The 22,998-nt window shown below is 39.2% G+C and carries 25 protein-coding genes; 20 read left to right on the top strand and 5 right to left on the bottom strand.

All coding sequences use genetic code 11. The features are described 5' to 3' along the window. The first annotated feature begins 3 nt into the window (after nucleotides 1-3). The 11 genes from UXI14_RS04340 (at nucleotide 4) to UXI14_RS04290 (ending at nucleotide 10,531) form a co-directional block, all read left to right on the top strand. The gene (locus UXI14_RS04340) at nucleotides 4-447 is read left to right on the top strand and encodes a transcriptional repressor (protein WP_335965027.1); all 444 of its coding nucleotides are present in this window, start codon (nucleotides 4-6) and stop codon (nucleotides 445-447) included. Continuing rightward, nucleotides 444-803 carry an STAS/SEC14 domain-containing protein gene (locus UXI14_RS04335; RefSeq protein WP_335965026.1) on the top strand — a complete coding sequence of 120 codons (360 nt, stop codon included), beginning with the start codon at nucleotides 444-446 and terminating at the stop codon, nucleotides 801-803. Before UXI14_RS04340 ends, UXI14_RS04335 begins: the two co-directional genes overlap by 4 nt. A 17-nt stretch (nucleotides 804-820) precedes the next feature. Continuing rightward, nucleotides 821-2,809: a heavy metal translocating P-type ATPase gene (locus UXI14_RS04330; RefSeq protein ID WP_335965025.1), complete on the top strand. Its 1,989-nt coding sequence runs from the start codon at nucleotides 821-823 to the stop codon at nucleotides 2,807-2,809. Between the two features lie 112 nt (nucleotides 2,810-2,921). Next, on the top strand, nucleotides 2,922-3,818 hold the full coding sequence (locus UXI14_RS04325) for a cation diffusion facilitator family transporter (protein ID WP_335965024.1): 897 nt from the start codon (nucleotides 2,922-2,924) through the stop codon (nucleotides 3,816-3,818). 10 nt (nucleotides 3,819-3,828) lie between these two features. Beyond that, nucleotides 3,829-5,784: a heavy metal translocating P-type ATPase gene (locus UXI14_RS04320; RefSeq protein ID WP_335965023.1), complete on the top strand. Its 1,956-nt coding sequence runs from the start codon at nucleotides 3,829-3,831 to the stop codon at nucleotides 5,782-5,784. Between the two features lie 214 nt (nucleotides 5,785-5,998). Beyond that, on the top strand, nucleotides 5,999-6,490 hold the full coding sequence (locus UXI14_RS04315; protein ID WP_335965022.1) for an asparaginase domain-containing protein: 492 nt from the start codon (nucleotides 5,999-6,001) through the stop codon (nucleotides 6,488-6,490). 5 nt (nucleotides 6,491-6,495) lie between these two features. Continuing rightward, nucleotides 6,496-7,410, top strand: coding sequence for a helix-turn-helix transcriptional regulator (locus tag UXI14_RS04310; RefSeq protein WP_335965021.1), 915 nt, complete (start codon nucleotides 6,496-6,498; stop codon nucleotides 7,408-7,410). A 275-nt stretch (nucleotides 7,411-7,685) separates the two neighbouring features. Beyond that, on the top strand, nucleotides 7,686-8,522 hold the full coding sequence (locus UXI14_RS04305) for an RteC domain-containing protein (RefSeq protein WP_335965020.1): 837 nt from the start codon (nucleotides 7,686-7,688) through the stop codon (nucleotides 8,520-8,522). A gap of 321 nt (nucleotides 8,523-8,843) precedes the next feature. Continuing rightward, entirely contained in the window at nucleotides 8,844-9,128 is a 285-nt protein-coding gene (locus UXI14_RS04300) for a helix-turn-helix domain-containing protein (protein ID WP_335965019.1), read from the top strand. A gap of 4 nt (nucleotides 9,129-9,132) precedes the next feature. Next, entirely contained in the window at nucleotides 9,133-9,885 is a 753-nt protein-coding gene (locus UXI14_RS04295; protein ID WP_335965018.1) for a hypothetical protein, read from the top strand. After that, nucleotides 9,869-10,531 (top strand): ATPase, encoded by a 663-nt coding sequence (locus tag UXI14_RS04290; RefSeq protein ID WP_335965017.1) that lies wholly within the window; start codon nucleotides 9,869-9,871, stop codon nucleotides 10,529-10,531. Before UXI14_RS04295 ends, UXI14_RS04290 begins: the two co-directional genes overlap by 17 nt. A 155-nt stretch (nucleotides 10,532-10,686) precedes the next feature. Here the strand turns inward: UXI14_RS04290 and UXI14_RS04285 are convergent, their stop codons facing one another. Further along, complete coding sequence (locus tag UXI14_RS04285; protein ID WP_335965016.1) at nucleotides 10,687-11,298, bottom strand: N-acetylmuramoyl-L-alanine amidase; 612 nt, start codon at nucleotides 11,296-11,298, stop codon at nucleotides 10,687-10,689. 219 nt (nucleotides 11,299-11,517) lie between these two features. Between UXI14_RS04285 and UXI14_RS04280 the strand changes: the two genes are divergently transcribed. Genes UXI14_RS04280 through UXI14_RS04240 form a run of 9 tightly spaced genes read left to right on the top strand, consistent with a single transcriptional unit; the run spans nucleotide 11,518 to nucleotide 18,669 of the window. Beyond that, on the top strand, nucleotides 11,518-11,805 hold the full coding sequence (locus tag UXI14_RS04280) for a hypothetical protein (protein WP_121847539.1): 288 nt from the start codon (nucleotides 11,518-11,520) through the stop codon (nucleotides 11,803-11,805). After that, entirely contained in the window at nucleotides 11,805-12,083 is a 279-nt protein-coding gene (locus UXI14_RS04275) for a hypothetical protein (RefSeq protein ID WP_335965015.1), read from the top strand. The genes UXI14_RS04280 and UXI14_RS04275 overlap by 1 nt, the downstream gene beginning before the upstream one ends. Further along, nucleotides 12,076-14,478, top strand: a complete 2,403-nt coding sequence (locus UXI14_RS04270; protein WP_335965014.1) for a TraG family conjugative transposon ATPase — start codon at nucleotides 12,076-12,078, stop codon at nucleotides 14,476-14,478. The genes UXI14_RS04275 and UXI14_RS04270 overlap by 8 nt, the downstream gene beginning before the upstream one ends. A 4-nt stretch (nucleotides 14,479-14,482) precedes the next feature. Further along, on the top strand, nucleotides 14,483-15,064 hold the full coding sequence (locus UXI14_RS04265; protein ID WP_335965013.1) for a conjugal transfer protein: 582 nt from the start codon (nucleotides 14,483-14,485) through the stop codon (nucleotides 15,062-15,064). Nucleotides 15,065-15,066: 2 nt separating this feature from the next. Then, nucleotides 15,067-15,909: a hypothetical protein gene (locus tag UXI14_RS04260; protein WP_335965012.1), complete on the top strand. Its 843-nt coding sequence runs from the start codon at nucleotides 15,067-15,069 to the stop codon at nucleotides 15,907-15,909. A gap of 11 nt (nucleotides 15,910-15,920) precedes the next feature. Continuing rightward, nucleotides 15,921-16,544 carry a conjugal transfer protein TraK gene (locus tag UXI14_RS04255; protein WP_335965011.1) on the top strand — a complete coding sequence of 208 codons (624 nt, stop codon included), beginning with the start codon at nucleotides 15,921-15,923 and terminating at the stop codon, nucleotides 16,542-16,544. After that, entirely contained in the window at nucleotides 16,525-17,454 is a 930-nt protein-coding gene (gene traM / locus UXI14_RS04250) for a conjugative transposon protein TraM (protein WP_335965010.1), read from the top strand. Before UXI14_RS04255 ends, traM begins: the two co-directional genes overlap by 20 nt. Next, nucleotides 17,451-18,290, top strand: coding sequence for a DUF4138 domain-containing protein (locus UXI14_RS04245; RefSeq protein WP_335965009.1), 840 nt, complete (start codon nucleotides 17,451-17,453; stop codon nucleotides 18,288-18,290). Before traM ends, UXI14_RS04245 begins: the two co-directional genes overlap by 4 nt. Nucleotides 18,291-18,297: 7 nt before the next feature. Then, the gene (locus UXI14_RS04240; protein WP_335965008.1) at nucleotides 18,298-18,669 is read left to right on the top strand and encodes a hypothetical protein; all 372 of its coding nucleotides are present in this window, start codon (nucleotides 18,298-18,300) and stop codon (nucleotides 18,667-18,669) included. 9 nt (nucleotides 18,670-18,678) lie between these two features. On the opposite strand, the gene UXI14_RS04235 is transcribed toward UXI14_RS04240, so the two are convergent. From UXI14_RS04235 to UXI14_RS04220, 4 genes are read right to left on the bottom strand one after another with little or no spacing between them, the layout of a single operon-like run. Further along, nucleotides 18,679-20,049, bottom strand: a complete 1,371-nt coding sequence (locus tag UXI14_RS04235; protein WP_335965007.1) for an RNA-binding domain-containing protein — start codon at nucleotides 20,047-20,049, stop codon at nucleotides 18,679-18,681. 42 nt (nucleotides 20,050-20,091) lie between these two features. Next, nucleotides 20,092-20,610, bottom strand: coding sequence for a hypothetical protein (locus UXI14_RS04230; RefSeq protein ID WP_335965006.1), 519 nt, complete (start codon nucleotides 20,608-20,610; stop codon nucleotides 20,092-20,094). Between the two features lies 1 nt (nucleotide 20,611). Then, nucleotides 20,612-22,762, bottom strand: coding sequence for an AAA family ATPase (locus tag UXI14_RS04225; RefSeq protein ID WP_335965005.1), 2,151 nt, complete (start codon nucleotides 22,760-22,762; stop codon nucleotides 20,612-20,614). Then, nucleotides 22,759-22,989 carry a hypothetical protein gene (locus tag UXI14_RS04220; protein ID WP_335965003.1) on the bottom strand — a complete coding sequence of 77 codons (231 nt, stop codon included), beginning with the start codon at nucleotides 22,987-22,989 and terminating at the stop codon, nucleotides 22,759-22,761. Before UXI14_RS04220 ends, UXI14_RS04225 begins: the two co-directional genes overlap by 4 nt. Nucleotides 22,990-22,998: the final 9 nt, after the last annotated feature.

Below are 22,998 nucleotides of genomic sequence, written 5' to 3'. Positions count from 1 at the left end.
ACGATGAACAAAGCCGAAAAAATACTCATAAACAAGGGGATTAGGCCTACGGAAATGAGGTTAGCTATTTATAAATACCTCAATAGAAAGTTTTATGCCGTAACCCTGAAAGAAATAGAAATGGCTTTCATCAAAAAAAGTGACTACAATAAAACCGTGGACAGAACAACAATTTATAGAACCCTGAAATTATTTCAGGATGAAGGGATTGCACATCAAATAGATGATGGCACGGCTATCGCAAAATATGCGGTTTCCAATGAAGAAGGTTTGGATTTACATCTGCACTTCCATTGTACCCATTGTGGCAACACATTCTGTTTGCCTGATAAAGTAAACCCAGATAGCTTGCCCGATAAGTACGTAATAAACGATGTGAATTTGGTTTTAAAAAGTATATGTACAAAATGTTTAAAAAAAGAAAATAACAAAAAACCTAAAAAATGATACAGATATTAGACTCAGAAAAAGAACAGGTCATTGCGGTCAAAATTGAAGGCAACATCAGTAAAAAGGATATTCAAAAAATCCACCCCCTTATACATAACATTACCAGCAAAGGGCTGAAGATAAGATGGTATTTTGAATTGGAAGACTTTACGGGTTACGATCTCGAAGGCCTATTGCAAGATTTAAAAGTAGATACTGCCCATTTAGACGATTATGGAAAAATGGTAATGGTAGGCGATAAAAAATGGCAGGAATTGGCTACGGAAGCAACTGATTTTTTTTCTGATTCCGAAGTGCGGTTTTTCGAAAGTGACCAAAAGGAAGAAGCGATTGAATGGATTAAACAGCCTTAGGGAAATCATATTTAATTATGGAAAAAAAGAAAGAACACCACAAAAAGAACAACCACAATCACGACCACGGAGGTATTTTTGGAAAGAACACCGAACTCTATTTTGCAATTTTAAGCGGCTTTACCCTTATTACCGGTTTTCTGCTGGAAAAATTCACAGGAGTTTCGGAGAATTTGCCTTTTGGGCTTTACATTGGGGCTTATTTTTTCGGCGGCTATTTTACCCTCAAGGAAGCGATTACGAAAGTTGCCAAGGGCGAGTTCGAAATTGATTTCCTTATGTTGGTCGCCGCTGCGGGTGCGGCCTATCTGGGGGAATGGGCAGAAGGTGCATTGTTGCTCTTTCTTTTCAGTCTGGGACACGCACTGGAAAACTATGCAATGGGCAAAGCAAAAAAGTCCATTGCGGCATTGACCGACCTCGCGCCTAAGACCTCCCTGATCAAAAAGGATGGCGATACCGTTGAAGTGGGCATTGAAGAACTAAAAAAAGGGGATATCATCGTAGTGCGCCCCAATAGTAAAATATCGGCCGATGGCGTGATTGTCAAAGGTTCCAGTAGCATTGACCAATCGCCTATAACGGGCGAGAGTGTTCCTGTGGACAAAAAACCTGTCGAAAATTCGGATAAAGAATATACCGGCGACAGCGATATACCCGATGAAAGCCGTGTGTTCTCTGGTACCATCAATGGCAACAACACCCTTGAGATAAAGGTGATTAAAGAGGCTAAAGATTCTACCCTAAACCGCTTGGTCACGATGGTCCAGGATGCCCAGGATCAAAAATCGCCTACACAGTTATTGACCGACAAATTTGAACGGTATTATGTGCCCTCTGTAATTTTATTGGTCATCATTTTAAATTTTGCCTTTTTGGTAATCGATGAAACTTGGAGCGAAAGCTTGTACCGATCCTTAGCGGTACTTGTGGCGGCCAGTCCCTGTGCCCTTGCTATTTCTACCCCATCTGCTGTACTCAGTGGTGTGGCCCGGGCTGCACGTGGCGGGGTCCTGATCAAGGGAGGTCGCCCACTGGAAGATTTAGGGGTGCTTACCGCGCTGGCCTTTGATAAAACGGGTACGCTTACCGAAGGAAAACCAAAGCTTACCGATGTTGAAAGTTTTGGAACAATAGTTAAAAAGGCACTATTGGAAACAGCGGTCGCTGTTGAGGAACTGAGCGACCACCCTTTAGCAAAGGCAGTTGTGCGCGATGGGATGGAGCAACTCGGAAAAGATTCCAAAATAGCTGACGCCGACGACTTAGAAGCGGTACAGGGTAAGGGCATAAAGGCCAATTATCAAGGCAATTCAATATACATCGGTAATCTGGAACTGTTCGAGGATATAGATAACGGAGTGCCTGAGGAAATTGCCGAAAAGGTAAAAGCACTTGAAGGTGAAGGAAAAACCACGATGCTAATAAAAAGGGGCAATGAATTTATAGGGATGCTCGGGCTAATGGACACGCCACGGGAAAAAGCCAAGGAAACCCTTGCCCAACTGAAGAAAATAGGCATCAAGAAAATGATAATGCTTACCGGCGACAACCAGAAAGTGGCCGACGCTGTAGCCGAGGAAATCGGTTTGACCGAAGCACGTGGAAGTCTGCTTCCCGAAGAAAAAGTGGAGGCCATCAAAAAACTTGCGGAACAGGAAAATAAACTGGCAATGGTGGGCGATGGTGTTAATGATGCACCTGCTATGGCAAACAGTACCGTTGGTATTGCAATGGGTGCAGCGGGAAGTGACGTGGCCTTGGAGACCGCAGATATAGCACTGATGGCCGATAAACTGGAAACCCTTCCCTTTGCCATTGGTTTGAGCAGAAAAGCAAAAGCGATTATCAGGCAAAACTTATGGGTTAGCTTGGGGGTTGTTGTCTTTTTAATACCTGCGACCATAATGAGCTGGGCAAGTATAGGTATCGCTGTGGCTATTCACGAAGGTTCTACATTGGTAGTGGTGATCAATGCGCTCCGACTTTTAGCCTATAAGAAATAAAATTAAGTATCAAAAGTATTCGAGTAAAATACTATGGAAGAGCAGAAACTATCGATTGTTTATCCGTCCAGAAATACAGTTAAAGAAAAATCTAAACAATAGATAACTGATTATGGCACACGATCATTCACACGGTTCACAGAACTACGGAAAAGCATTTGGCATAGGCATAACCTTAAATACTATTTATGTAGGGGTAGAACTTTATTACGGATTTATGGTCAATTCCTCCGCTCTTGTTGCAGATGCAGCCCACAACGCTAGCGATGTTTTCAGCCTTATACTGGCGTGGGCAGCTATTAAAATAGCCACAAAAAGGCCTTCAAAACGCTATACCTATGGCTTACGAAAAACGACCATTCTCGCCTCGATGATCAACGGTATTATCATTATTGGCGCGGCCGGATTGATTGCCTATGACGCCATCCAAAAATTTCAGAACCCGGCAGAGATTTCCGGCAATCTCGTTATGATTGTTGCGGCCATTGGCCTAGTGGTAAACACCGGTACCGCATTCCTATTTTGGAAAGGTTCAAAAGGCGATCTGAACATACGCGGGGCATTTTTACATATGGCTGCCGATGCCGGGGTAACCTTAGGAGTGCTGCTTGGCGGTCTGGCCATTAAATACACGGGCTTAACGTGGATAGACCCTGCGCTTAGTTTGGTCATTGTTCTGGTCATTTTATACAGTGCCTGGGGACTTCTTAGGGATTCCGTAAAAATAGCCATCGATGCCGTTCCCAAAAACATCGACATCGATGAAGTGGAAAAGTTCTTAATGGATATAGAAGGGGTCGAAGAAGTACACGATCTGCATATCTGGGCAATGAGTACCACGGAAACGGCACTTTCTACACATCTGGTCGTTCCCGATGGGCACGAGGATCAGTTTATCTATGATATCCGGGAACAATTGCACGAAAAATATGAAATAACGCATACCACCCTGCAAATCGAAAAAGAGTTTGGGGACAAAGAATATAAACCCTATCAAGGTCTGGAATAATAAAATCACGATGAAGAAAAAACAAAATTTACAGTCAATTGAAGGCTGTGGAAGTTGCTGTAACAGTAATGTCGATAGCAAAAATGATAATAGTAATACTAAAAGCTTTAAAATTTTTTGGCCCGTAATTTTCAGCTTTATTATGTTGGTGATGGGTCTCCTCTTTAAGTATTTCCTTTCCTTATCTTTTTTCCAAGATTGGGTTCGTATCCTTTGGTATGTGGTTGCCTACATTCCCGTGGGAATCCCTGTAATTATTGAAGGTTGGAAAAGTATAAAAAACGGCAATTTCTTTACCGAATTCCTATTAATGTCCATCGCCACATTAGGGGCATTTGCCATAGGCGAATATCCCGAGGGCGTGGCCGTGATGCTTTTTTACGCTGTCGGCGAACTTTTCCAAAGTGCTGCGGTCAAAAAAGCGAAGGGTAATATAAAGGCTCTTTTGGATGTGCGTCCCAATAGAGCTTTGGTATATCGTAATGGCGATTTTGTTTCCGTTAACCCCGAAGCGGTCGAGGTTGGTGAAAAAATTCAGGTACGTGTGGGCGATAAAATCCCTTTGGATGGTAAATTGTTGTCCGAAAAAGCTTCGCTCAATACTGCTGCCATTACCGGCGAAAGCAAACCCGATACCATTACAAAAGGAGATAAGGTTTTTGCCGGAAGCATCAACCTCGATGGCGTTATTGAAATCGAGACAACCAAGGAATTCAAGGACAGTTCCATTGCCCGTATCCTTGATCTCGTACAGAACGCTACTGCCCGTAAATCAAAAACGGAACTGTTCATCAGAAAGTTTGCGAGGGTGTACACCCCCATCGTGGTATTCCTTGCAATTGGACTGACATTTTTACCCTATCTATTTGTCGATAATTACATCTTTGAAGATTGGTTATACCGTGCCTTGATTTTCCTTGTTATTTCTTGTCCCTGCGCCCTGGTCATTTCGATTCCATTGGGCTATTTCGGTGGCCTTGGTGCCGCATCCCGAAATGGAATATTGTTCAAGGGAGCATCTTTCCTTGATGCGATGACTAAAGTAAACACGGTGGTAATGGATAAGACCGGAACGGTTACTAAGGGTGTGTTTAAAATCAAGGATGTTGTCAATAATGATGCTTTCCCGGAAGCGGAATTTATGAAATATCTGATGGCGATGGAAGAACAGTCCACCCATCCCATTGCCCAGGCGATATTGGAATATAAGGCCGAAGGTACGGATTTTGAAGCTTCCGAAGTATCCGAGGTTGCCGGAAAAGGCTTGAAAGGCACTGTAAACGGTAAAACCGTTTTAGTGGGTAATGAGGCACTAATGACATCAAACAATATCAGTGTTCCCAAAGAAACTGAAAGCATTGTAGAATCTATTGTAATAGTTGCCATAGATGGTCAATTTGCAGGCTACGTAACCATTGCCGATGAATTGAAGGAAGATGCCCACGAAGCAATCGAACAAATCCGTAAAGCGGGGATATCGAGAATCATAATGCTTTCTGGGGACAAGGATTCCATTACCAAAGAGGTTGGTAGGGAAATGGGCGTGGATACTGCTATGGGCGGATTGTTGCCCGAAGATAAGCTCAACGAGGTGGAGCGGCTTCAAAAAGATACGGGCACTACGGTGGCTTTTATTGGCGATGGCATCAACGATGCCCCTGTACTGGCGACCAGCGATGTAGGTATGGCAATGGGGGGCTTGGGAAGTGATGTGGCCATTGAGACCGCAGATGTCATCATCCAGACCGACCAGCCTTCTAAAATTGCCGGGGCAATTAAGATTGGCCGATCCACAAGGAAAATTGTATGGCAGAATATCACCTTGGCATTTGGTGTTAAAATTGCCGTTATGGTCTTAGGTGCTTTCGGAATGGCGACTATGTGGGAGGCCGTATTTGCAGATGTCGGTGTGGCCTTTTTGGCCATTCTCAATGCGATACGTTTGCAGAAAATGAATTGGAAATAGTATACCAGGATGTCTCAAAGTAGAAGAAATAGAAGGAAGAAAAAAGTTCAAAAACCAACTGAGAACAAAATCACAAAAAAAGATAAAATAAAAGGCATTATTGCCCTTGTTCTCTTGGTTATTGCCGCCTTTCTGCTCTACTTTTTTGTGCTGAAAGGGAATATTCACAAGCATTGAGTAAACAAGGGATTTACAAACTAATAAAGTTTATAAAATGATACACATTCTTACAACAGGAGGCACCATTGAGGGCTTGGATTATGAAAAACAAGAAAATAAGCAAAAACAAAGTAAAATAACTATTAGAGAACTTATTGAATCTGCCAATGTTTCCTTCCCATATATAATAGAAAAGGCATTTGCTAAAGATAGCCGGTCGATTACCGATGAGGATAGAAATTTTTTGCTAAAAAAAATAAAAGCTTCAAAGGCAGAAAAATTCCTGATAACCCACGGCACTTTCACAATGGAAAATACCGCAATGTACATTGGAAATCAAGGACTTAAAAAAACCATTGTTCTTGTAGGCTCATTTATAATGGGAGATTCTAAAAATACAGATGCTTCTTTCAATTTGGGTTTTGCAGTCAGTGCATTACAATTTTTAAAACCGGATGTGTATATCGCTATGAATGGTAGAATTTTTCGATGGAATAATGTCACTAAAAATATAGCAACTAACAAATTTATTTCCAAAAATGAATAAACTGAATGTTTGGAACGTCGATACATTGGACAACTTTCTTTTATCTTTTAATAGATACGGTCATTGTATTGCTCACTTTTTACTTTTCAAGAAGAAATACACGAAGTAGCCTTCGACGGTTTTTATATCTCGGCATCCTTTTCATTGCGTACAATGCCACGGGCGGATTTTTACCCATAGATAACTTTCCGGGACCATTCATACTTCAATATATCATTACGTATAGTGTGGCCATTGCACTATGCGTTTACATTGTTTACTACCTCTATAAAGAATATGACATCGTCGTATTGAAATTCAATTCATCCATTAAAAATCTCGCATTTTTAGCGAGTGGCAGCTATGTCGTTCTTTTTTTGATGCCTTATTTTTTGACCGATTCGTTAGATGCGGCTCGCTTTCTTTTTACTATTCCAATATCCTTAATAGCATTTATATTTCTAATCATTTTCTATCGTCGTATTTCAAATCCGAGCAATCCCAATGCCTTTATTTTAAGGCGAAACAAATTATCTATGGTGAGCGTAGCGAGTATAGCTCTGTTGCCCATTTGCACCGTGATAGGCGATTATCAATGGATAACCTTTACCGTAATGAATTTGGCCTTCTTTTCCATTACATCTATTGAGGTTGATAGGTATTTATACTTTTTGGAAAACAATACTCGAATGTATGAAGTATTTGCCCTGAAGAAAAAACAGCGCGAGGAATCTGTAGAGCGCAAAATAATCTATGAGGATTTAACGAGAAGGGAAATTGAAGTTGCGCTATCAATCCTTGGTAATCTTAGTTATAAGAAGATTGCCGAGGAACTTTTCATTGCCGAAAGCACCGTATCAAAACACGCCTCAAACATATTCAAGAAAACCGGTGTGAAGAACCGTCGTGAATTTTTAAAGAGATTTCGCAAAAAAAGATAAGTAAATTACCTCTCTAAAGATCTAAGCATATTCAGTGTCTCACAGGGTTTCCGTAGAAAAATACGGCTCGTTCCGTAATTAAATACGGTAAGTTTTCCTTGTACGTTTACGAAGTAAAATTATTTTAGTGAGAGTTCCATAAAATACACCAATGAACCACAAATTTAATGCCCCGTGGCATTCATTTATATCGTTTTGCAGGACTATGATATCATCTAACCAACCGCATCAACTAAATCCCATTTCTATGGTTTCATATCAAAATACACCTGCTTATGGACTTTCAATTATTAACTCAGCGACTAAAAAAAGAACTCGATGATATAAAACTTCAAAATAAGAGTATCCTTGAAAGGGCTCACCGTTCCATTGGGCTCTGCCGTGATTCATTAAGCACACTTAAAAAAGAGGTCCTGTCGCAAGGCTTCAAATCCATCCAAGATGAAATCCATTTTTTTAAAGTAACCAAACAAGTCCCTCTCGTTGAGTTAATCTACTATTCCGAAATCCATTCGTTTGAAATTCAGTTCCCAAAAATCGACTTAAAAAGCCAGCTTAAATCCATCAAAAAGAAAAGCAACAAACTCAATCGATTCTTTCTCTACAATCTGGACTTCGGAAGATACATTGAATCAGGGCAGGCGCATTTTGACAAAGAATATTACACTCGTGATTATCTCAATGGGTATCATATCACACTTTCCAAATTCTATTTTCAAGACCCGGAATTCTGCACAGCACGAGATATGTTGCTCGGCAAGTACAATGCCTACAAATCCCTAACCAAATATTTAGTGGACAAGCAAAATAGATTAAAGAACGGGTTGAATGGAAATGAGATTTCCCTATCTAACCTCGAAAAAATGCATTGGCCGTTCAGCAATACAGACTATGTGGAACTAATTTATGCGCTTCACGCTAAAGGGCTTGGCGCTAAAAATAATCTGAGCATTGTTAAAATTTCAGATTATTTAAGTCAGATTTTCGATGTTGAGCCGAAAGACATCTATAAAACCTATCAAGACATCAAATACAGAAAAAAAAGCCGAACCCTTTTCCTCGATGAGCTGTCCACTTCCCTTCTTTCTGAAATGGATAAAAGTGAGAAATAGTATTGTTTATCAGCCGTTTACACATCAAATTAAAATGTTAAAAAAAGACCGTAGTACGGTTGACCTACGGTGTTTTGGTTTTCAGTCTACTGCTTATATAATATGAATCATATTATAGATAGAATTTCGCAGTCGCACTCTCAAATACCGTCAAAACACCCCAAATTTCAAGATGTTAAACTTTGACCGTAGTACGGTCGTACTAGGGAAGAAAATCCGATAATCCATATCAAATTTGTAGAACGAAAGTCAAATTGGGTCAGGGGCTATCAAATTAGTTGACAGCGATGTGATAGTCCCTTTCTTTTAAATCGTTCTATTATGCCGACAAGTATCATCACCACAGACGACCTTCGGGAATTCAAGATGGAATTGCTCGATGACATCAAAAATCTATTGTCCAAACAGGCTTCTGGAAAAATCAAGAAATACCTTAAGTCCTCCGAAGTAATGAATTTGCTTCAAGTGAGTCCGGGAACACTTCAGAACCTTCGCATCAATGGCACCTTGCCATACACTAAAGTAGGCGGCATCATCTATTATGATGCCGAGGAAATTCAAAAGGTAATGGATGCCAACCGTGTGCAACACGGGGTAAATTCCTGAAACAATGAACTACATAAAGCTACTCAACGCGGCTTTTGAAAAGTTCTATTTTGATGACCGCCTAAACCCTACCCATATCAGTCTGTATATGGCGCTGTTCCAGGAATGGAACAGTTGCCGTTTTATGGACGAATTCTATGTGAACCGCAGGGAATTGATGCGCGTGGCCAAAATTGGGTCAAAATCTACCTATCACAGATGCATTACAGAACTTCATTCGTGGGAATATTTATCCTATTTCCCGTCCAACAATCCATACAAGGGCAGTAAAATCAAGATGTCCATTATCGGTACAAGTGATGAACCAGCTACGGGACAGTACAATCCCATATTGGAACAACTTGCGGAACAGTACTATCCCAGAGGTGTACCGCTTGAGGGACACCACCATCTCAAAAATGGACAAGCAGTGTACCAACACCGTCCCACCAATGGACAAGTATTGGTATCTAATACAAACAATATCAAACAAGAAAACTATATAAAACAGCCAAAGGACTGTCTGGCCGTCATTGATTTTTTTGAAGAAAAGAATTTTGATAAAGCTGAAGCTGAAAAGTTTTACCAGCACTACGATGAACGAGATTGGCAAACAGGCGATGGCGAACCGATTCGCGATTGGCGCGCCGTGGCCATCAACTGGATGGACAGGACCGAATTATTTGAGTCAGAAAACAAGCCAAAGAAAAAACAACCGTCCCAAATCAAGGACAACTTGCGAACCACTAAAAATAAAGATTATGGACAACCCCTCTAAAATTACCGAAGGCGGCGTGGAATATTCGCTGGGCAAGTTTGATGGTAAAAGTGTGCTTTATGATTTCCCAAAAATCTTGATTTACTTGAATGCCAAAGGCAAGTTGCTGTTTGGTAAAAAGTTTAGAATTTATGATGAAGACAAAGGTATCTTGCTGAAGCTCTGTTCCTATTTCATAAAGGATAAGGATAATTGTGAGAAGTATGACATCGATGTTGAAAAAGGCATTTTGCTTTCCGGGCCTGTGGGCTGTGGCAAAACCAGTTTGATGAAACTGCTTCGCCACATTGTGCCTTTGCAAAGACCCTATGAAATGATTCCCTGCCGGAATGTGACCTTCAGCTTTAACCATTTAGGATTTAAGACAGTTGAGGAATACGGCAACACCAAATTCTATTGTTTTGACGATTTGGGCGTGGAACCTGCCGGCCGTTTTTATGGCAAGGATCTGAACGTAATGGGTGAAGTGCTTTTATCTCGCTATGAACTCTACCTCGATACCAAACGGAAAATAAAGACCCACGCCACTACCAATCTGAATGCTGAAGAACTGGAAGAACGCTATGGCAACCGTGTCCGTAGTCGGATGCGGGAATTGTTCAACTTGATTGCTTTTGATAAAGGGGCTGTGGATAAAAGGAAGTAAAATTTTTACGCAAATTAAACTTTGGCAAAAAATAGCATATTCTGCCAAAACTTAATTTCTATCACTTCGGAAATAATTACATAATTGAATAACCTCTGAGATAAATTGCAGCACAATGTCCTTTAAGCTCTTTATTAACTCTAAAAACAGTTCTTTCATAATTCTAATGTCTTTATAAGTGATAAGATGGCGAGCGCAACCTTCTTAATATTTGAATATTCTGAAATATAATTGCCTTCATCTTCATTACTCAAAAACCCCAATTCCAAAAGTACCGATGGCATAAAGTCTGTGGTTTCCCGAAGGACCTGAAAATTGGCAAACTTTACACCTCTACTTTCAAATCCCAACTTGTCGTTCAAATCAGCTTGTAATTGAAAGCCAAACCAAGTTGCTTCATCCAAAAACTTCGACCTTTGATTGAACACATAGATTTCTACACCACGAGCATTAGGATTATCCGAATGATTGCAATGCAATGACAGGAACAAATCTACATTTAGAACTTTGGCCAGCTTGCCCCTATCACTTAAAGAAATTAAGGTATCGCTATAACGTGTTTGATAAATTTCCACTGTTTTATTGTGGTTTTTCTCGGCCAATTCTGAAATCAACCTTGCTATTTCCAAGGTGATACTCTTTTCCTTTAAGTTATTTACCCCAATTGCACCAGAATCATTTCCGCCGTGGCCAGGGTCAATTACGATGATTTTTTTCTCATCCAAATCCTGACCCAAAAGCAAGCAACTTTTGAGAAGCAAAATCATAAAACTGACGTTTTTGAGCCACTTTTTCATTTTCCAATTTTAGGTTTTCAACAGTTACACTTCAAAATTTCATAGAATTTGATGTCAAATAATAGCATTAAAAACCAAACAGTATCAAATAATATTTTATTCACAAATATTTGATTTTCAGTTATTTATATTCAAATATATGTAAATTTCACATAACGAAAATGAACCAAAATTTTAAACCCATTCGTTATGAAAAAAACATATTATTTGGCGGGCTTTCTTTCGCTCTTATCCACATCGCTTTTTGCACAAATTGGTGGTATTGAAGATTCGGTAAATGACGTTTCCGATACCATCAGAGCCATTTTCCCAATCATTTTAGGGGTCATATTCCTCATTGGATTCCTTTTTAATGCAGGTCATTTCTTTGGTGAGAATGCTGACCTTAAAAAAGGGATTACCCGTGTCTTGGTGTTTGTACTCATTGCAGGCGCGGTAGTTGGAATCTTCACCTATCTCATAGGCATCGTAGTGTAGTGAAGAAGTTTGAAATCTATAGAAATATGCGGAAACGGGCGGTCATTTTTGGCCTGCCCATTTCGCTATTTGCATTGATGATGGTATCTATTTTGGCATCGCTGCTCATTATCATCTTTTCCTTCAGTTTTGGCATCATCATCGGGCTAATGGTCTTTAATGGTGGACTTTATATTGCCTTGACTCGCATAGCCAACAATCCGCAGCTTTTCCAAATGAGCAATCCGTTCCCTAAAATAATCAGTAACAAGCGTAACTCTGGTTTCGATTATGAATAAGATGAACCTTTCAGCATACCAACCCATTACAGATATTCAGGATAATATCGTCTTTGCCAATAACGGTAATGTGATTCTTTGTTATAAAGGGACCCTACCAGAAATCTATTCGCTATCCGAAAAGGATTTTGAAGACATACACGGTGCCTGGTTTCAGGCTTTGAAGTCTTTACCTGTTGGAACGGTCGTTCACAAACAGGACATCTATTTGAAGAAGTCCTACTCTTCAGAACAGCTGCCCAACGAATCCTTTCTCGAAAAGGCAACACACAAACACTTTAAAGGGCGTGGTTATATCGAACATCAATCCTATTTGTTTTTCATTTTAACCAAAAACAAGGCACTCAAAAATCCGAAATATGTCAATCCGTTCCGTAAGGTTTCCAAAGGAATTGTCCAACAAATGGATGACAATATAAAAGTATTTGCCAATGCAGTAAGCGATTCTGTTTCCTTCATCAACAATAGCCGAAAGATGCGTTTTGTTTCGCTTCAATCGGAAGAAATACAGCAGCTCACCACGAACTATTTCAATGGATTTAGTGAAGGATTCGATACTGACATCTTACTGGAAAAAAAGAACGTCACCATTGGCGATAACCATTTTGATGCCCTGGCCGTCAATAGCGAACTGTGCTTTGGCGAAAGTGTACAGAGTAGCAAGACCAATGAGAAATTCACTTCAGACGATTTTGTGTTTCATCAAGGGTTTATTGATGGCTTAGGGCTTACGCTGAATGAGAACCACATCGTCAACCAAATTCTGTATTTGGATGACAAACAGAAATGGCGAAAACTGCTTGACAAGAAAGTTGAAGAGCTAAACAAAAGTTCAAACTTCGGTTCGCAGAATAAAGTGGTGTTGGGTAAAATCCAGCACATACTTGAACAAATCAATGCCGACGATAATGCGCGGATCATCCGAGGTCATTTGAACGTAGTTTATTGGGCGAAAGACAAAAAGAGTCTCGATGCAATCACTTCCAAAATTAAAACTGAGTTTAAAGAACTGGATATCATCCCATACTATCCGAGAGGCGAAGAACGCAAGAACTATATTCTAAACAGCTTTTGCTGTTTCTCATCCAACTTTTCGAACAATGATTTATACGTCACCGACTTAAAGCACGCACTTTGTCTGTTCATCAATAATACCAACTACAAATCAGATGATACCGGAATTATCTTTAATGACAGGGAACATAACATTCCAGTTTTAAAGGATGTTTGGGATGAACGAAAGAAGCGTATCAAAGCACGAAACTTTGCCATATTTGCACCAACAGGCGAAGGCAAATCGTTCCTTGCGAATAACATACTGCGCCAATATTTTGAAAGTGGCGTTCGCCTGGTCATCATAGACTTGGGTGGCTCGTACACAAAATTCGCCAAACTTTATCCTGAGAAGTACACCGTGCTTCGCTACGAAAGTGGAAAAAACTTGAGTATCAACCCATTCTTCATAAGCGATAAAAATGACCTGACACCAGAACGCTTAGAGGATTTATCTGTCTTTCTTTTTGAACTGTTCGCATCAGATTTAAAAGTGACCAAAGCCCAATCCGTTTCGGTCAAAAAGATATTGCGCCATTATTACGATAGCATTTCAGAAAACCATTCACTGGAAGGTTTCTACAACTTTATAGAAAGGCATCAGAAAGATATTCTGAATACCCTTAAAATCCATCCCGACTACTTTAATGTAACGAGCTTTTTGCACGTAATGTCCGAGTATGTCGGCGATGGTCTATATAGTTTTCTATTTGAGGTAAGCGAAGACCAGACCTACAAAATAGAAGACAAGCGATTGATTGTTTTTGAGCTGGACGAGGTAAAGGATAACAAAGAAATCCTGTCCGTAATGCTCAAGCTCATCAAGTCTGCCATCCAACGTACCATTTGGCGTAATCGAGCCGAAAAAGGGATTATCCTTTTCGATGAGTTTGCCAAGCAACTGAAGTTTGATAATGTATTGGAAAGTGTGGAATTCTATTACCAGGCTATTAGAAAACAAAATGGTGCCATTGGTATCATTCTGCAATCCATAAACCAGCTTCCCAACAATTCCACATCTGCAAGCATTCTTGAAAACACCCAAGTAATCTACAGTCTAAACAACGAAAAAGGCTATGATGAGCTGGTCAAAAGGCTTAACCTTTCCAGCCACGACCTAAACCAACTAAAATCCATCAAGAATAATCTTTCCGGACCTCGCAAGTACACCGAGATGTTCATCAAAATTGGGAAGGAAAGTAACATCTTCCGGTTGGAAGTTCCGAAGGAAGTCTATGCAGCTTACTTGACTGATGGAAAGGAAAACGAAGAAATAATGAAGGTCTACAACGAGCATCAGGATATGGAAAAAGCAATAATTCAATTCACATCTAAAACATAATATTATGAAAACAAAAATCAGAATTTTAATAATGACAGTAGCCTTGATGTTGTTTATGTCAGGTAGTGCTACTGCTCAAGGAATGCCAGTTTATGACAATACCAACTTCATCAGTTTGGTAAAACAACTCTTGGAATCGGGCAAACAGACGGCAGAAATGATTAAGTCCGTAAAATTCTTGAAGGATGCCAAAGAAGCTATTGAAAAAGTTTCAAGCGTTGTCCAACAGCTTAGGGCAGTTGAGGAAATCGCACAGAACAATCAGCGCCTTATCAATGTAATGCAAAATGACCTTCAGGATATTCTTAATTCGCCTTACATCAAACCCGAGGAAATAGACAAGGTTATGGGTTCTTTTGAAACCATTGTACAAAATTCATTGGACACGGTGGATTTTATAGACGAAGTTCTATCCAGCGATTACTTAAAAATGAGCGATGCCGAACGTGCAGAAATACTGAAAGCAAAAGAATTGGAATCAAAGCAAATGGTTGCCAACATCACTACAAAAACGAAACGCTATCGAGACATTATTTCTTTCAGAAAAATGCAGGATAAAGTCAATAATCGAGAAACAGGATATTAAAAATGACCGCGACCATCATTTTAGGGATTGGCTTGGAATACGTAGATACGGTGTTCCAGACCATACAGGCCAGCGACTTTTCACAATACACCATTGCTGGAATGAAAACGCTCGCTGTCCTATTTTTCTTGGTCAATATTCTTAAAAAATACAACGAAGGCGTTGCTGATAAAGACGGCTACACTTGGGGGTTGAGTCCGGGCGAATTGGCCAAGAATTTTGCCATTGTGCTTTTGGTCATATTCTCAACGCAGGTATTAGGGTTTTTTGATGGGATTTTAGTGGCCATCGAAGGGCAGTATCGAGGAACTGCACCTGCGTTGTTGCCCTTGCAGATGCAGGATATACCATTAGAGGAAGATGTAAGTCTTTTTGATGCTGCAAGTTCGGCAATGACACTTTTGTACGAGGCGTTGGTAACACCATTGTTTGGATTCAAAATTTTGGCCTTTATATTAAGTACCATACTCTGGATATTGGATTTGTTCATCTATCCGCTATTCTTGGCAGAGCGTTTTTTCCTTTTGGGAATAATGCAAGCCTTTTTTCCTTTGGTCATTAGCCTTGCCGTATTTGAAAAGTTTCGCTCGCTCGCCTATACCTTCTTTAAATTGTATGCTGCTGTTTATATGCTCGTGCCAGCCTTCTTTTTGGTCAATGTGTTTATCAATGCCATTTATACGGAAATCAACACCAATTTCTGGGTCAACCTGTTCGGAACTGACACAGGTCAGGGCTTTTTTGCACCTGTCGTTCAATTGGGTTCTGTTGGCTTTATCGTCTTCCTGAAATTCAAATTGTACAGACGTGCCACATCCTTTACGCTCAGACTCTTTACCAACTAATTCAATTCAAAATGAAAACACCCTATAAAAATATATACAACGTCCTAAAGCTCAATCGGTTTATTGTTTTGGCGGTCGTCATTTGTTCGCTGCTATCCACCACTTTTTCAGTTTGGATGGTATTCAACACCAATCAGAAGGCGCTCAACAGCGCCTTTGCAATCAATACTGATGGCACAATTATTCCGCTCAAGCTCGTTACCCAAAAAGAGAATTTTAAGGTGGAAGCATTGGCGCACCTGGAAATATTTCACACTTATTTCTACAATATTGATGCAAGCAATTATGAACGCAATCTCAAAAAAGCACTTTGGTTGGGCAACAGTTCTGTTGACAATCTGTACCGTCAGAAAAAAGCAGATGGTGTTTATAACAGATTGTTGCAGTATTCCTTGGTTCAAAAAGTATTGAGTATCGATTCAAGAATTTCAGAAAGCAATGGCACATACAATTTTACCACAACAACCATTTTTGAAATCAATAGAGGTTCAGTCATCGATACCTACGAGTTGGTTTCCACTGGAAACCTGATTATGGTTGACCGAAACTTTCCCAACAATCCACACGGCTTGTTGATTACCAATTATTTCGAAAACACTTTAAGAAAAATAGATTATGAAAGTAGAAAAGAATAAAATCATTTTTGCTGGTGTCCTCGCCATCATTTTCCTCTTCCTCATCTCATATTCAGTGATGCTTATGGAAGATGAGGACAATGATGAAGACACCTTGCAACAGACGCTTGTTCCTGAACTGGAAGATGACCAAAAGGAATACGATTCCAAACTCGATGCCATAAACGACCTCAAGGAAGTGCGTGAAAGCACCGCACCGAGCATCTACGATGAAAAGCTCTTGGATTCTACGGGACTGTATAATCCCGATTTGCCCGAACAAAAAAAGCAACGCATCGTGGATAGCATTTACAAGGCTGGTAAGATAAAGTATTCCGAAAAACGCTACCAAAATTTGGGACATAAGCGAGTTGTTCAGCAAACGGTACCAAAGGTGGATTCTGCTGAAGTTAAAAGGGAACAAAAAATTGAAGCCAAAGAATTGGGCCTGGAACATCAACTGTTCTTTGCGGCCTCGCCAAAGCCCAATGAAATTTCAATTATAGGCAATACTGATGAAACGATTTATGTAGTCGTAGATGGTGACCAAATTGTTCAAGCAAATACCCGATTACGGATGCGCCTAACCAAATCGGCTATTATCAATGGTAAACTGATGCCAAAGAACACACCGGTTTTCGGCTTTATCAGTTTTCAGCCCAATCGTGCTTTAATCGAAATTGAGAATATTAAACACCACCCTACCAAACTAAAAGCCTTCGATTTGCAAGACGGTAGTGAGGGTATCTATGTCGAAAATAACTTTAGGGAAGAGGTGACCAGAGAGGTCTTTGATGATGTAATTGGTGATATTAATATTCCAAGCGTACCGCAAGTTGGCGGACTTACACAAGTATTCAGGCGTTCTAACCGCAGGGTAAAAGTAACCGTCCTGAACAATTACAGATTAATTCTAAAACCAAAACTATGAGACGATATAATTATATATTCATAATGGTATTTGTTTTCGCTTTCGCGAAAGCGAACGCACAAACCACCCACTTACTTGATACCATTTATGCAAACGACACTAAAAATGTGGCACTATTCTTCCCAGAACCTATTCGGCAAGGTATAACTGGTTCAGATAATTTTGTCTTTACCTACAATCGTGAAAAAGAACAATATTTTGGCCTGTTGCAAGCCAAGCCTGGAAAGGAAAGTAATTTGCTGGTAGTCAATCGAAATGGCTCAATTTTTTCGTATATTGTAAGGTATAAAAAACAGCTTTCTAAGCTCAATTATTTTATTCCGATATCAAGTAGTATCGGGAATGAAAAACCGATTGTAACTGATTCAATTCTTGCTGAATCTTCTAAAGAGCGGGTAGATAACAGAACATATCATTACCAAAAATTCTGCGCATACCTTCTCAATAGTAAACAGCGCATTGGTCGAATCAAAAAGCGAAATGAAGGTATTGTTTTACGTGTTGAGAATATCGTTTTCGATAAAAAAGAACTGTACTTCGTCATCCAGATTGAGAACAATTCCACATTGGATTACGATTTGAATTTCTTGAACCTTTCGATTGAAACACGACAAAAAGGAAAAAGGAAATCGTTGCAACGATTGTATCAAGAGCCGATTTACAAACATAATCTGCCTTCAAAAATTGCAGAAGGTGAAACGGTACGGTTCGTTTATGTGTTGCCAAAATTTTCATTGTCCAATGACCGTAGGGCAATTTTAGAACTGAATGAAAAGGATGGTGAACGAAATATTGAAATGAAACTATCGCACAGATATATCAATAACCCAAATTAAAGTCACTATGAAAAATATTGGTGTTTTATTGCTCGTACTGCTATTCCTTTCGTGTGCTGATTCCACAACCAAAGTTTCAGGACCAAGTGCTACAGCCCAAGTTGTTATCGAAAGCTTTTATGAAAAGGATGAAGAAACCCTAAAAGCCAACTCAACACCACAGGCGTATTCGAACTATATGAATACCATAAATATGTTCAACGCTACGCCAAAAGATAATTCCAATTTTACTGTTTTGCAGGACACGATTATGGGCGACGTGGCTTGGGTAAAATATACCACAGCTTACGATAAAACACCAGGTCTCTTTAAGCTGGTTAAGCAAAACGGTAAGTGGTTGGCTGATGCCAGAGGTTCAAAAGATAAATCGCCTTTTTGAAAAGCGTATTTATTTATTTTTATCGAGATTGATTTCCCAATAGCCCTGTGTGCCACCTTGACGTACCAAAACACCTTTGTTCTTAATAGCTGTTATATGTTTACCAACAGCAGATTCATTGATACCTAAAGCGTCTGCTATTTCATTGTAAGTTATAGAAGAATTAGCAGCTATAAGTTTAACTACTTCTTTTTGTCTTTTAGTAAGTGTAGTTGTGGCATCAATTGCAGCATCTGTTACACCACCTGTTACACCACCTGTTACACCACCTATTCGACCACCTTTTGCACCACCATCTTCAACAGTAGTTTCTTTAGCTACAAACGTCATTCTAAGAAAGTTATCAGAAAAGCTAAAACTCTCTTTGCCATAATGTTCCAAAATACGAGGGATGCCCGAACCCAATTGCTCTACCAGTTCCAAATCCTTGAAAATCCGCATCAGTTCTTTATTGCGAGGTGCAGAAAAACCCTCAAAAAACTCTTGCTTGCTCAAACCTTCTGGTAGTCCACCAGCCGATGTAATTTCAATCCTGTTGGCAAAAATCTCAAACTTAGGTGTTATCTCATTAGTATAGTCGTTATGCACAAAAGCATTGATGATGGCTTCCCGTAAGGCGATGGGGTTCCAAAGGTTGGTCTGTTGCCGTTCTTTGGCTGTAATTTTTGTGGTTGTTCTGTTCTCGACGGCAATCTTATCAATGACCTGTTTGGTGGCTTTTACCAAACATTCGTGGCCATATTCGTTGCTTTCAATAAGGTCTGTACGGGTCTTGCCTGAATACTTGGCCACTTTAATAGAGGTATTGTTCTTGTCGGCCAAAAGATAACCTGCATAATTGAATGCGCCATCCTCAGTAAGCAGTTCCAGGTTCTTTGCAAAGGCTTTGCCCAGATTATAGCCAGCTTCCTCATAGTAGATTTTCAACTGGCCAAAGTTCAGGTCTTGTCGTCCGGCTTTAATTTTGCTGATGGAATTTCGGGTACGCTTGGCAAAGAGCTCGTCTATCATTTTCTGTGGCATCGGCTCTGCAGATGAACCCATACGGATAAAACACCCCTTTTCGCTCATCCCATACTTTCTAAGATGATAAGGTTTTTCAGGACCGCTGGCCACAATGATTTTGAGGATGTCCTTACCTTCTCGTTCTTCGCTCACGATGTCAAAAAGTCCCAAAGCTGAAGGCCGGATGTTGTTCTTCAGCCTATCCTTAATTTTAAGTTGGTCGCCATCCGCATCTGCCAAACCGTAAACATTTTCATTTTTGTCAATACCGATATAGAGAATGCCGCCCTCGCGATAGTTCAAAAAAGCAATGACCTCTTTTTCAAGCCCATCGGACAGTTCTCGTTTGTATTCTATACGGTTTGTTTCTGGCATTTTAGTAACAGTGTGTCTTTAAAGTTTTGTAGGCACATAAAATTATGCTACATTTTCTTCTAAAATCAAATTTAAAAATGAGGTCGGCTGTAAAAAATAATTCGGATTTTCCTCTAACTTTTCTTTGATAAGGATAAGACCTCCATTTGTGTATGATTCCATTGTTTTTAGAATTAATTTGATTGCTTGATCTTCATCAAGTTCCCCCTTCTCTAAGTCTATCAAGTTTATATCTGTTTTTGCGATTAATGCAATAAACATATTCTCTTGTAAGTTGGTAAAGTCTTTACGAATAGCGGAACTTTTGCTCCCCCAATGCTGAATATGATGGCTAAAGTCTGTTTTCTTTTCATTATCAGGAATTGGACTATATTCATCGTTGTAGAGACCTAGAAAAAAGGCATAGGTATATAGTTCGTAGTTAGTACTGAAATGCTTCCCCAAATTAATCTTCTTTTCACCTTCGGCTCCAAACTTTTGAGAAAGTGAAGCAAACAAGTCCTTATGTACCTCACTGTATTTTGGAATTTTAGTTTTCCATTTTTCAAATAAATTATTCATCCTATAGTGTAATTACTTGTGTGTTAATTGTCTTCAAATTATTTGGATCAAAAGGCCTCTCTAGTTTTACCCAAAAAGCTTTATCTCTTCTAACATTCTCAAATTCATTTTTGATTGAAAGTGCTTTGGTCGTTTTATCATTATTTAGAAAATCTTTAATGAGCAATATTTTTTGGTTCTCGGTTTCAAAAATTAAGTTCAAGAACTGTGCAGTTTTGTTTTCCCCAAATGATGATGTAGGTGCATCAAAAATCATCGGAAAATTTTCTTCTTTTGTTTCAGTAGCCAATTCTGAAATAGCAAAAAGAATTGAGATATGCATTGAAGTTAGCAGCGATTGATTTGGTTTATAAAAAACTCTTCCATCCTCTTGCAACTCGACTTCGACTATTGTTCGGCTAATCTTATTTCGTCTTGTGAACACAATTGTTCCGGTGAACGCATCGATGTTAATTTTCTTGAAAAAGTGATTTGACTTTGATTGTAGCTTCTCAATGAACTCATCAAACTTTTTCTCTTTGGTATCTAAAAAGATCGTTTCAATATCTCGTAATATATTTCTTGTCTTAATCAAGAATGAATTTGCAGAGTCAGTATCAATTTTATCTTTTTCCTCCTTTTTTATTTTCAGTTGAGCTTCGAGCTTTTCGTATTCAGATGTATATCTAAGTTGTTCCCTGTTACGGTTTTTTAAATCATCTTGCCAAGCATTATAATTTTTAAGTACATCTATTAATTTTTCCTCAGCGACGCTAGAATTACCCAAAATTCTTTCTCTTTCTGATTTTTCATTTTCTAACTGCTCATTAAGTTCTTCAATCTCTTTTTTCCTGTCATTGTTAAACTCAAAGAGTTCTTTAATATTAGTTCTAATAGATCGTAGATTTTTCAAATTGTCTTCGTGACTAATGCTCAAATTCTCCAGCCTATTTGTATAATCTAGCTTAAAAAGTTGCTCATACTCTTCGTCATCAGTTTCATCAGCAACTTGACTTTCTAGATAAGTTTTTAATCTTTCCATCATAAATTCATAGGCGTCAGAACCCTTTTTTGCTTCACGGTTACATACTTTGCATATTTGATCGTTGAGCATCTCTTCCATATGGGCCTTTGAAGGTACTCCGGTAGGAAGTGGAACCGCATTATTAAGCAAATCTGCTTTTGCTTTTTTCTCACCTAGTTTAATTCCCTTTTCTTTGTCAAACTCAGATTGAAGTTCTCTGCGTTTTTTGCTATGTTCAGACACCTTTTCAGCAAATTCTTTATGGTACGGTTCGAAATTGACTAGAATCCAATTTTCATCAAACAGGGATGTGGTATAGTTTTCATCAATTCTACCGTTGAGAAAAGAAATTTTTTCTTCGATTTCTTTAATCCGTTTGTTCAAAGTTTCTAAAGCATCTGCATTTTTAACGTGACTTTCTGCTAATTGTAAGTTCCCTTCAATTTTCCTGATTTCATCATCCGTAGAATTTAAATGAACCTCGAATTTCGCTTTCTCTTTTTCAAGAAGTGAAATTTCTCCTTCAAGTTTCTTGTAAAGGTTTGCATTTTTCCTGTCAAGTTTAGCAGAATCCTCTACTGCTTTTTCGGCTTTTTCCCTGAGAAAAGCACCTTTTTCTGAATATTTATCGTAGTGCTTTGCTTCAGAAAATAAGTTGATTAGGTTAACTAGGGCATTGTCACTTTCAAAAATGTTCAAATCTGCTTCACCTTTGAACATAGAGTACTTTCGGATTTGAAAAGGAAATACCCTATCGAGAAGAGTTGTACCATCAACTTGACTTCGCTCACCCAAACTATTCTCTTCAACACCCTCAATCATAAAGCTTGACGTTGAACACTGATTTTTTTTCTCCTTTTTAGCAACAAAGGATCTTGTAATTATTTTGATATCGCCATACTGCTCAACAGTCATTGAAACCCTTACCCTGAAGTTTTCGCCAATTTCAGTTTCACTTAATTTCTTTGCAGAAACAAGTAATTCCAGATCTTCATTCTCGCCGTTGAATAACCAATCTACTGCTTCAAAAAATTTTGTTTTTCCTTCCCCGTTTTCGCCTAGAATTATATTCAACCCTTCCGACAACACAAAGGAATTAGTGTCATAATAACATAAGTAATTGTCTATTTGAATCTTTCTGATAATCATAAGGCCTCGTTTAGAAATTGTGTTACTTGATTCCTTAAAACTGAGTCCGTAACTTGCGCGGTGCCATCTAGTCTTTCAACTATTAAAGCAATTGCCTTTACAATCGGCTTGTCTGAATCTAGAGCTTCCCTTACCGTAGTTGGTAAATCTGTTTTATCAAGTTCGTACTTCGATTCAAGTAGGTCGTGGTTTAAAAAATTTTTGAGTATAGTATCTTTTCTTGCCATAAGAGTAAT

The organism is Galbibacter sp. PAP.153 (assembly GCF_037029175.1).
Lineage (GTDB): Bacteria > Bacteroidota > Bacteroidia > Flavobacteriales > Flavobacteriaceae > Galbibacter > Galbibacter pacificus.
This window is presented reverse-complemented; position numbering and strand designations above follow the sequence as displayed.